We start from the raw sequence: 11,663 nt of genomic DNA, 5'->3' as shown, positions 1-11,663 counted from the left end.
CCTCGTTATTGTCATAACAGATAAAATTAATTATTATTTTTTAATGGCTTACGTCTTGTCAGTGCAACACCGGCTCCTACTAAAACACCAATAGCACCCCAAAGTACCATCATAAAGGCACGACGCGGGCTATCTCGTTTCACCGGATCTTCAGGTGTACGTAAAAAACGGTAAGTTTGGAAGTTATCTTGTAATTTTGCACCAACAGCGAGGGTCGCTAACATTGCCGTATTCTGATCATAATCGCTATCAAAATCTGGCCCCGTAGCAATCAAGGTTTCTAGCTGCGACTGTAAAAGCGGAACACCTAACATAAATAACTTAGAATCAGGTAACTCATCCATAGCAATCGATGTCTGTTTTTGAGAAATTCCTTGTTTCTCAGCAATTTTCATTGATTGCTCTAATAAATTAATCTGACGTTGATAAGCAGCACGAGCTGCCATTTCTTGACGTTTAACTAATGCTTTCATCGATTGTGTTCTGGTTGCCCAAGCCGCAATCACCTCTTCATTAAGATGAGTTGAAGCGCGTTTATTAGCGAAAGCAATGTATTCGTTTAATAGCTGGCTGGCTTCTTTCGAGGTTTCAGCAATTAATTTTAGTTGATCATTAACCAACTTTTTCTCATCTGCTGGTATAAATTGAATATTGTTAATCAACTCGTCCAATAGCGCGGCATTTGCCTGCTCGTCTCTCTCTTTACGTTGCTTGTAGTAATCTGTTTGCAACCAAAATTCACGACGAGTATCAAAAGCGGCTATTTGAGTAATAAACTCTTGGTAAGCTTCATCTGAAATACTCAATGATGAATTAAACGTTGAAGGATTAATTTGTGTATCAAGATTACGTAAAAATTGAGACTGAGAGTAATAACTACCTAAGTTATTAACTGTCGGTTTCTCTGTCATTGCGAGAGCACTCCATTTCGGTTGCATCAAATAAGATGCACCGAGAGCCACAACAGCAAAAAGCAGAGCGAACCCTATAATCCAAATTTTTCCTGACCAAAGTGTGCAACAAAGACCCCGAATATCGAGTTCATTATCAGGTGAAACACCTTGTCGGGAAGCGTTATTTTCCGAGTTCATCACGTTACAAAACCTCTGCTTATTAATGCTTAAGTTGTGTTGCTTTACGTAGGCGACGCTTATGTCGTTTAATAAAACGAGCGACTCGCCACGCGCGTTTAATGCAGTAACCATACATTACAAATGCAAGCAAGAATAATGCCAACATTACCCATTCAGGCACAAATGATAGGTTTTCGCCAATAATACCAATTGCCGCTAATAAGGCCGCCGCTACCGTAATTAGAATGAAGGCTTGATGAGGAGTAAAACCGGCTCTCATAATAAGATGGTGTATATGTTGGCGGTCTGGTGAGAAAGGACTCATTCCTTTACGTAAACGGCGATACATAATTGCCACCATATCCATAAGAGGAATAGCAATTATCCATAACGCAGTAACCGCATTAATAGGATGAGGTTCGACTTGTGTTGATGAAACCAATAACCAAATAATGGTAAAACCAATAAGTGTACTACCCGCATCACCCATAAAGACTTTGAATTTTTTACCACACACGCCTAAATTTAATAAAATATAAGGTAAGATCGCGGCAATAAAGGAGAAACACCAGAATGAAAGGGCTGAGTTACCACTTTGATATAACAAAATACCTAAAGCGCCAAAAGAGACACAAGAAAGGCCTCCTAATAGTCCATCAATACCATCAACCATATTGAAAGCATTAATTGCAGCCCAAACAGCGAAGAGAGTAACAATATAGCCAAAAGGTCCTAAATGCATATCCCAAGGACCAAACGCATGACCGAGAGAATCTAATTTCAATCCTCCCCACACCATCATGGCAATCCCCACAAATGCTTGAATTGTCGCTCTTATTTTTACACTAATATCAAAACGGTCATCTAAGGCACCAACAAAAACTAAAAGTCCCGCACATGCCAGATAAAGTTCCTTATTAGGAATATATAAATCTGAAATATAGAATGCGAAAACAATACCAAAATAGACTGATATCCCGCCTACAAGAGGGATCAATCCATGATGCCGTTTACGATAGTTAGGTTTATCCACGAGTCCAATTTTCTTTGCGATTTTACGTGCAACAAATAAAAATGCGAAAGAAAATAAGAACACATATAAAACACTTGTGCTCATTTTTAGTATATCCACAGTACTGTTCTCTATAATAAATATAGCTGGTTATTTACTCATCCATTGTTTTTTTATTCTTTTCCAGCCTGTACCACGACGAGTTAACTCAGTAACCCACCACCCTTCATCAATAATAAGTTTTCCTTAACTATTTACATTGATGCCACCGCTATTTTTATCAAAAATAATAAACATGCAATATATGTACCAAGATTAAGGTTTCATCTCTTGCAATCAATAAATAATCCATATAAAAAAACGCCACAAAAATTGTGGCGTTTTTATCATATCGTTATTCACACAAAGTAAACGAGCTTAACAGCATATAAATTGAGGTGATATTACTTATTTTTGTAATAGCGCACACTGTTTCATCATTTTTTCTTTATAATGATCTCGTTTTCTATATGAATATTATGAACGTTTCATAAAGTCGAAGAACTCTTCATTCGTTTTTGTCATAGCTAATTTATTAATGAGGAACTCCATTGCATCAATCTCACCCATTGGATGAATAATTTTACGCAGGATCCACATTTTTTGTAGCTCGTCTTGTGATGTGAGTAACTCTTCTTTACGCGTACCTGAGCGGTTGTAATCTATCGCTGGGAAAACACGTTTTTCAGCAATCTTACGCGACAGGTGTAACTCCATATTACCTGTACCTTTAAACTCTTCGTAGATAACTTCATCCATTTTAGAGCCCGTATCAACCAGCGCAGTTGCAATAATGGTCAGGCTTCCACCTTCTTCAACATTACGTGCCGCACCAAAGAAACGCTTAGGACGATGTAATGCGTTGGCATCCACACCACCCGTTAACACTTTTCCTGAAGAAGGAACAACGGTGTTATAAGCACGCGCTAAACGCGTAATAGAGTCTAATAAAATGATAACGTCTTTTTTATGCTCAACTAAACGTTTCGCTTTTTCAATTACCATTTCAGCAACTTGCACATGACGAGAAGCAGGTTCGTCAAAGGTCGATGCAATAACTTCACCTTTAACTAAGCGCTGCATTTCTGTTACTTCTTCAGGACGTTCGTCAATAAGAAGAACCATCAATACGCAATCAGGATAGTTATGAGCGATGTTGGCTGCAATATTTTGCAGTAACATTGTTTTACCCGCTTTAGGCGGTGCAACGATAAGACCACGTTGTCCACGACCAATTGGTGCGGCTAAATCAAGCACTCGCGCGGTTAAGTCTTCTGTAGAACCATTACCACGTTCCATGCGTAAGCGATTATTAGCATGTAAAGGCGTTAAGTTTTCAAAGAGGATTTTACTGCGGGCATTTTCTGGTTTATCAAAGTTAACTTCATTAACTTTTAGGAGGGCAAAATATCGTTCACCTTCTTTAGGAGGACGAATTTTCCCTGCGATGGTATCACCAGTGCGAAGGTTAAAACGGCGAATTTGACTAGGAGAAACGTAGATATCATCGGGGCCTGCAAGGTAGGAACTGTCTCCTGAACGTAGGAAACCAAAGCCATCTTGTAGTATTTCCAGCACACCGTCACCGAAAATATCTTCTCCACTTTTAGCATGCTGCTTCAAAATAGAGAAAATAATATCCTGCTTTCTCATTCGAGCCAGATTCTCTAGCCCCATATTTTCGCCAAGTGCTATCAGTTCTGATACCGGCGTATTTTTTAATTCGGTAAGATTCATAATGGTGGGTTCTTAATAACTCGGGGTAACTCTCGAACTATGAACGTGAATAGTATAACAGCGAATCGCTGTCAGTTTCGTCATGTGTAAAATTACAGATTACTATTTTCTAACATTGGTATATAACATAAATGATAATGCTAGAGTGTATGATGATACTTTTATATAGACCAGTCAGCATCATATCCAGAAAAGTGACATCCATTGTAATAATGAAATGATTATACTTTCAACATATGGGTTAGGAACATATTGGAAAAATTTTATATTCCCTGAATACTATAGATTATTCTAAGGCAACTTGACTGGTTAGATGAATTCAGATTGCTTATATACAGATTACTTATATTCAAATACTTGTTCAATATTTGAGATACTCAGTATTTCAGACTTATTTAATTGTGTCTAATCAAATAAACAAGAAAATCCGATGTATTATGTAAGCAAGTGGCGCTAACTTATCATGCTTCTAAGCGGACGTCTAGCGGTCAATAACAGAAATACCGACAACATCTAAACGTCCTACTTTATTTTTGTTATCTAAATCAAATTAGATATTTTCGTCTAAAAACTCTTTCAGTTGAGTTTTTGACAGTGCGCCCACTTTAGTTGCAGCAACTGCACCGTTTTTGAATAAAATCAGTGTAGGAATGCCACGAATACCGTATTTTGGTGCAGTAGCAGGGTTTTCATCGATATTTAATTTCGCTACTGTTAATTTACCTGCGTATTCTGTTGCAACTTCATCTAGAATAGGAGCAATCATTTTACACGGGCCGCACCATTCAGCCCAGAAATCAACGAGCACGGGGCCGGTTGCTTGTAATACATCAGCATCGAATTTGCTGTCAGATAAGTGAAGGATTTTATCGCTCATTGTTCTACTCCAAAGAATAATATTGACCGTACCAGTGTAACATTAAACAACAAAAGTCTGCCTGCATTTCAGCGGATAAACTTTTGTAATGCAACCCATAACTGATATTCTATTACATTATGAGCAAAACATATTTGACAGAAAAGAAGTTTTCCGACTTCGCCTTGCATCCAAAAGTGATAGAAGCCCTTGAGAAAAAAGGGTTCTCTAATTGTACACAAATTCAGGCATTGACGTTACCTATCACTGTGAAAGGTCAAGACATTGCCGGGCAAGCCCAAACAGGAACAGGAAAAACGTTGGCATTTTTAACTTCAACGTTTCATTATCTTTTAACGCATCCAGCAAAAGAAGGTCACGTAACTAATCAACCTCGTGCCTTAATTATGGCTCCAACACGTGAGCTAGCAGTGCAAATTTACTCTGATGCACAAGCGCTTGCGCAATGCACGGGGATTAAAATGGGTCTAGCCTACGGTGGTGATGGCTATGACGAACAACTTAAAGTCTTAAGTAGTGGCGTTGATATCGTTATTGGTACAACAGGCCGCCTAATTGATTATGTAAAGCAGGGCCACATCAATCTAAGTGCAATTCAAGTTGTAGTACTTGATGAAGCAGATAGAATGTATGACCTTGGTTTTATTAAAGATATTCGTTGGATTTTCCGTCGTATGCCTATCGCGGCAGAGCGAATGAACATGCTATTTTCAGCGACACTCTCTTACCGTGTAAGAGAATTAGCATTTGAGCAAATGAATAATCCAGAATATGTTGAAGTAGAACCAGAACAAAAAACGGGCTTTAGCATTAAAGAAGAGCTGTTTTATCCATCAAATGAAGAAAAAATGCGTCTTCTTCAGACTCTTATTGAAGAAGAATGGCCTGAACGCTGTATTATTTTCGCCAATACCAAGCACCGTTGTGATGATATTTGGGCGCACCTTGCTGCCGATGGACACCGCGTTGGCTTATTAACAGGTGATGTTCCACAGAAAAAACGGCTACGTATTTTAGAAGACTTTACACAAGGTAATCTTGATATTTTGGTTGCAACCGATGTTGCAGCGCGAGGATTACATATTCCTTCAGTAACTCATGTCTTCAACTATGATTTACCTGATGATTGTGAAGATTATGTTCACCGTATCGGAAGAACAGGACGCGCAGGTAACAGCGGTAATTCCATTAGCTTAGCTTGTGAAGAATATGCCCTGAATTTACCTTCGATAGAAGAGTATATTCAACACTCAATTCCTGTGAGTAAATATAACAGTGATGCGTTGTTAACCGAATTACCGGAACCTAAACGTCGTCATCGTCCTCGCCAAGGTCAGCCTCGTCGTAATAATACGGCACCTCGCAGAGGAAATAATACTCAACGTAATAACCGACCTAAACGCCAGAGTCACTCATAAATTATGCTGAAATCCTCATCACTTTATGCTGCTATCGATTTAGGTTCAAATAGCTTTCATATGCTAGTTGTTCGTGAAATCGCAGGTTCGATACAGGTTCTTTATCGTGTTAAACGTAAAGTTCGCCTGGCAGCAGGTCTAAATGAAGAGAATGAATTGTCAGAACAAGCAATGGAGCGTGGCTGGCAATGTCTAAAACTCTTTTCAGAATATCTACGTGATATTCCTACAGACCAAATCAGAGTTGTTGCAACTGCAACACTGCGTATCGCCAAAAATGCAGAAACTTTTGTCACTAAAGCGTCTGAAATTTTAGGTAATACCATTCATGTTATTAGTGGTGAGGAAGAAGCTCGTCTTATTTATCGTGGTGTAGCACATACCACAGGCGGAGCAGAACAACGCTTAGTTGTTGATATTGGTGGTGGTAGTACCGAGCTTGTTACAGGAACAGGGGCTAAAACCACGCAATTGATGAGCCTTGGTATGGGCTGCGTAACTTGGTTAGAGCGCTATTTTAGTGATCGCTCGTTAACACAAGAAAATTTTAAACAAGCTCAAGATGCCGCTAAAGCAATCCTTGCACCTGTTGCTGATAAATTAATTCAGCAAGGCTGGCAAGTGTGTGTCGGTGCATCAGGTACCGTTCAAGCACTGCAAGAGATAATGATTGCACAAGGTATGGATGAACTTATCACCTTACCTAAATTAGAGCATCTTAAACATAAAGCGATTGAATGTGGAAAACTAGAAGAGCTTGAAATTGAAGGTTTAACCTTTGAAAGAGCACTGGTTTTTCCTAGCGGCCTTGCGATTTTAATCGCTATTTTTGAAACGCTTCATATTGAAAACATGATCCTTGCCGGTGGTGCACTACGCGAAGGTTTGGTTTATGGCATGTTACATTTGCCTATTGAACAAGATATTCGTCAACGCACATTGCGTAATGTTCAACGCCGTTTTCAAATCGATATCGAACAAGCTCATCGCGTTCAACAACTTGCCGAACACTTTTTTATTCAGGTAAGTAAAAGCTGGCAATTGGATAATCGTTGTCGTGAGTTACTTAATAGCGCTAGCGCACTACATGAAATTGGCCTTAGTGTGGATTTTCGCCAAGCACCATCACATGCTAGTTATCTAATTTCTCACTTAGATTTACCGGGCTATACGCCAGCACAACGACGTCTATTAGCTTCTCTATTGAGAAACCAAACGGGTATTATCGATTTAGCGCCACTTAATCACCAAAATGCGTTACCAATCAATCAGGCATACCGATTAGTCCGCTTATTACGACTAGCTATTATTTTTGCTAGCCGGCGCCGTGATGACACGCTGCCAGCACTTCGTTTACGAACAGAGGATGAAAAATTGGTAATTACATTGCCTCATCAATGGCTTGTAGAGCATCCTTTACGTGCTGAAAATCTTCAAGAAGAGATACAATTACAAAGCTATATCCATTGGCCTCTTATTATTGAAGAGCAAAATAGTTCACGTATGGGTTAACACATTTTAATTGGTGTTTAAGCAAAAAATTTAAAACAAAACCCCTTATCTATTAGTCGATAAAGGGTTTTGCCTTTTAAGATATCACTCGATGTAATTAGATTGATGGTAACACTGATATAAAAAATTTAAGACTTATGCCTTGCTAACATAGCTCTTAATCCTGCCACACCTACCTGTCCTTTTTCTTGTTTCTCTTCGGCACTTAACACTTTCTTTTTATTGGTATCCCAATTTAAATCATCTTGTGGTAGTTCATAAAGAAAGCGGCTAGGATCTGGACGAATTAACTCACCATATTGACGTCGTTCTTTGCACAATGTGAAGGTTAGTGTTTTCTGTGCACGGGTGATCCCCACATATGCAAGTCGTCTCTCTTCTTCTACATTATCTTCATCAATACTACTTTGGTGAGGCAATATCCCCTCTTCCATTCCCACTAAAAAAACATGTGGAAACTCAAGCCCTTTAGAAGCATGTAATGTCATTAATTGAACTTGATCCAGATCTTCATCTGCTTCACCTCGTTCCATCATATCGCGTAATGTAAAACGGTTTACAACTTGAGAAAGTGTCATAGGTTCGTGAAGATCATTACCTTCTAACATTTCACTCATCCATGAAAATAATTGGTTAATATTTTTCATTCGCATCTCAGCAGCTTTGGCACTGCTAGAGGTTTCATATAACCAACTTTCATAATCCATTTCATGAAGCAAATCGCGCACAGCTAATAACGGCTCTTGCTCTGATTTTTGTACAATACGAGACATCCATTGTGAAAAAGCTTGTAGTGAATTTAAACCACGCCCTGTTAAAGTTTGGCTTAAGCCAAGGTCAAAACAAGCGTTAAATAGACTTTTATCACGTATTTTTGCCCATTCACCAAGTTTTTGAATTGTCATTGGCCCAATTTCACGGCGTGGTTTATTCACTATACGTAAAAAAGCAGAATCATCATCAGGATTTGTTATTACTCGCAGATAAGCCAAAATATCTTTGATTTCTTCACGTGAAAAGAACGAGGTTTCACCTGAAATCCGATAAGGAATGCGATTTTGCATTAAATATTTTTCAAAAACACGAGATTGGTGATTACCACGATAAAGTATCGCGTAATCTTTATAGTTCGTTTTATAAATAAAGTGATGAGCAATTAATTCACCAGCAACTCGCTCAGCCTCATGTTCTTCATTATTTGCCGTTAATACACGAAGTTCATCGCCATAACCCAACTCTGAAAAAAGTTTTTTCTCAAAAACATGAGGATTATTCTCAATCAAAATATTAGCTGATTTTAAAATACGTCCTGAAGAACGATAATTTTGCTCTAACTTAACCACATTTAATTGTGGGAAATCTTTTTGTAGTAAAACCAAGTTTTGAGGGCGAGCCCCACGCCATGAATAAATGGATTGGTCATCGTCACCAACAACCGTAAAACGTGCTCTTTCGCCCACTAACCATTTTACTAATTCATATTGGCTGGTATTGGTATCTTGATATTCATCCACCAGCAAATAGCGAATACGTTGTTGCCAACGCTCTCTAACGTCTTCATTTGAGCGTAAAAGCTGTGTAGGCCGACTAATTAAATCGTCAAAATCCAACACATTACAGCTACGCAGATGTTGCTCATAACGACGGAAACATTCAGCAAAAGTATGTTCTTGTTGCGACCTCGCCATACCCACGGCTTGCTCTGGTATGAGCATGTCATTTTTCCAGTTAGAGATTTGGCTCTTTAGCTGTGATAACAAATCTTTATCTTCTTCTAATAAATCTACCGTTAATTCTTTTAGTAATGCGGATTGGTCTTGATCATCAAATAATGAAAAATTAGATTTAATGCCTAGCGCTTTATATTCCCGTTTAATAATTTCTAAACCCAAAGTATGAAACGTTGAGATCATTAATCCTTTTGCTTCTTGCTTACCTAACGTTTGAGCAACACGCTCTTTCATTTCACGCGCGGCTTTATTCGTAAAGGTCACGGCTGCAATTTGTTTTGCAGGATATCGGCATTGACGAATAAGATGAGCAATTTTATTGGTAATAACGCGCGTTTTACCCGAACCTGCACCCGCCAAGACCAAACAAGGGCCTGACACATATTCCACTGCTTTTTGCTGACCGGGGTTTAATCGCATACTTTTTCCAAACTTCATTAACCAAGAACATAACGGGGGATAATTGTAGCAGAAACCAACCAAAGTCTTGAGTCATTCCCTCTTTCAATTTCCCTCAAACTGTAAAAACAAAAAACCGTATTTCATTAAGAAACACGGTTTTCAACAAATTTGGATCTTACGCTTATTTTTCTAAGCTATTTGCGAGAGAAGAAGGCGGCAAAGGAGGTTATCCCAAGGAGCATACATTAGTATGTGACTTGGGTAACCGAGCATAGCCAACGCACTTATCACGTAAAGAGCGACGAAAAATTGAAAAATTAGTTGCCGACAGCAATCTTCTTCATATCGGTCATATAGCCGCGTAAAGTTTTACCTACAGTTTCGATAGGATGCTGACGAATCGTTTCATTAATCTCACGTAACTGCGCATTATCAGTGCCACTATCTTGAACATTCTTGGCTAAATCACCGCTCTGTAATGTTGTCATAAATTCTTTCAACATTGGTACAGCTGCAAATGAGAACAAATAGTTACCATATTCTGCGGTATCAGAGATAACCACGTTCATTTCATACAGACGTTTACGCGCAATAGTATTCGCAATTAATGGGAGTTCATGCAGCGATTCATAATAAGCTGACTCTGCGATAATACCGGCCTCAATCATGGTCTCAAATGCTAACTCAACTCCTGCTTTAACCATCGCAACCATTAATACTCCGTGATCAAAGTACTCTTGTTCACTGATTGTACCGCTATAATCTGGGTAATTTTCAAATGCACTAGCACCCGTTTCTTCACGCCATGTCAGCAAGTTTTTATCATCATTAGCCCAGTCTGCCATCATTGTTTCAGAGAATTTACCTGAAATAATGTCATCCATATGTTTTTCAAACAGCGGTGCCATAATTTCTTTTAATTGCTCAGATAACGCATAAGCACGCATTTTTGCGGGGTTAGATAATCGGTCCATCATTAAGGTGATACCACCTTGTTTCAGAGCCTCGGTGATGGTTTCCCAACCGAATTGGATCAGTTTTCCTGCATAGCCCGGTTCAACACCATCAGCCACCATTTTGTCGTAACATAACAGTGAACCCGCTTGTAACATACCGCACAAAATAGTTTGCTCACCCATTAAATCTGATTTTACTTCAGCAACAAAAGAAGACTCTAAAACACCGGCACGATGACCACCTGTTGCCGCAGCCCAAGCTTTAGCAATTGCCATGCCTTCGCCTTTTGCATCATTCTCAGGATGAACTGCAATCAGAGTCGGAACACCAAAACCACGTTTATATTCTTCACGAACCTCAGTACCAGGGCATTTTGGTGCAACCATCACAACAGTGATGTCATCGCGAATTTTCTCACCCACTTCAACAATATTAAAGCCATGTGAATAACCTAATGCCGCACCTGATTTCATCAAAGGTTGAACAGCTTGAACAACGACTGAGTGTTGTTTGTCTGGTGTTAAGTTAACAACTAAATCTGCTTGAGGGATCAACGCTTCATAAGTTCCTACTTCAAAACCATTTTCAGTTGCACGGCGCCATGATGCACGTTTTTCATCGATAGCTTCTTGGCGTAACGCATAGGCAATATTTAAACCTGAATCACGCATATTTAAACCTTGGTTCAGGCCTTGTGCGCCACAGCCCACGATAACGACTTTTTTGCCTTTCAGATAATTTGCTTCATCAGCAAATTCGTCACGCGACATAAAGCGGCATTTACCCAATTGCGATAACTGCTGACGCAGATTTAATGTATTAAAATAGTTTGTCATAAGTGACTCCAAAATCGTTGTGTATGTGTTTGCTATTTTTATCCTCACTCTCTGTGAGGTGTTGCATAAC

At 39.1% G+C, this 11,663-nt stretch carries 8 protein-coding genes; 2 read left to right on the top strand and 6 right to left on the bottom strand.

The window, feature by feature from the left end:
- Positions 1 to 26: 26 nt before the first annotated feature.
- The 4 genes from wzzE to trxA form a co-directional block, all read right to left on the bottom strand.
- A complete protein-coding gene (gene wzzE, locus PH4a_RS08025; RefSeq protein WP_129041845.1) occupies positions 27 to 1,091 on the bottom strand; it encodes an ECA polysaccharide chain length modulation protein in 1,065 nt (354 codons plus the stop codon).
- A gap of 22 nt (positions 1,092 to 1,113) precedes the next feature.
- Positions 1,114 to 2,205: a UDP-N-acetylglucosamine--undecaprenyl-phosphate N-acetylglucosaminephosphotransferase gene (gene wecA, locus PH4a_RS08020; RefSeq protein ID WP_129039042.1), complete on the bottom strand. Its 1,092-nt coding sequence runs from the start codon at positions 2,203 to 2,205 to the stop codon at positions 1,114 to 1,116.
- Positions 2,206 to 2,601: 396 nt separating this feature from the next.
- Positions 2,602 to 3,861 carry a transcription termination factor Rho gene (gene rho, locus PH4a_RS08015; protein WP_064718547.1) on the bottom strand — a complete coding sequence of 420 codons (1,260 nt, stop codon included), beginning with the start codon at positions 3,859 to 3,861 and terminating at the stop codon, positions 2,602 to 2,604.
- Positions 3,862 to 4,411: 550 nt separating this feature from the next.
- Positions 4,412 to 4,738: a thioredoxin TrxA gene (gene trxA, locus PH4a_RS08010; protein WP_064718546.1), complete on the bottom strand. Its 327-nt coding sequence runs from the start codon at positions 4,736 to 4,738 to the stop codon at positions 4,412 to 4,414.
- A gap of 119 nt (positions 4,739 to 4,857) precedes the next feature.
- Between trxA and rhlB the strand changes: the two genes are divergently transcribed.
- Positions 4,858 to 6,156, top strand: coding sequence for an ATP-dependent RNA helicase RhlB (gene rhlB, locus PH4a_RS08005; protein WP_129039040.1), 1,299 nt, complete (start codon positions 4,858 to 4,860; stop codon positions 6,154 to 6,156).
- Between the two features lie 3 nt (positions 6,157 to 6,159).
- Complete coding sequence (gppA, locus tag PH4a_RS08000) at positions 6,160 to 7,668, top strand: guanosine-5'-triphosphate,3'-diphosphate diphosphatase (RefSeq protein WP_129039038.1); 1,509 nt, start codon at positions 6,160 to 6,162, stop codon at positions 7,666 to 7,668.
- A 128-nt stretch (positions 7,669 to 7,796) separates the two neighbouring features.
- Here gppA and rep read toward each other — a convergent pair whose 3' ends face one another.
- On the bottom strand, positions 7,797 to 9,818 hold the full coding sequence (rep, locus tag PH4a_RS07995; RefSeq protein WP_129039036.1) for a DNA helicase Rep: 2,022 nt from the start codon (positions 9,816 to 9,818) through the stop codon (positions 7,797 to 7,799).
- Between the two features lie 299 nt (positions 9,819 to 10,117).
- Positions 10,118 to 11,593, bottom strand: a complete 1,476-nt coding sequence (gene ilvC, locus PH4a_RS07990; RefSeq protein WP_129039034.1) for a ketol-acid reductoisomerase — start codon at positions 11,591 to 11,593, stop codon at positions 10,118 to 10,120.
- Between the last annotated feature and the right edge of the window lie 70 nt (positions 11,594 to 11,663).

The organism is Proteus hauseri, from assembly GCF_004116975.1.
In the GTDB taxonomy this organism is placed as follows: Bacteria; Pseudomonadota; Gammaproteobacteria; order Enterobacterales; family Enterobacteriaceae; genus Proteus; species Proteus hauseri.
This window is presented reverse-complemented; position numbering and strand designations above follow the sequence as displayed.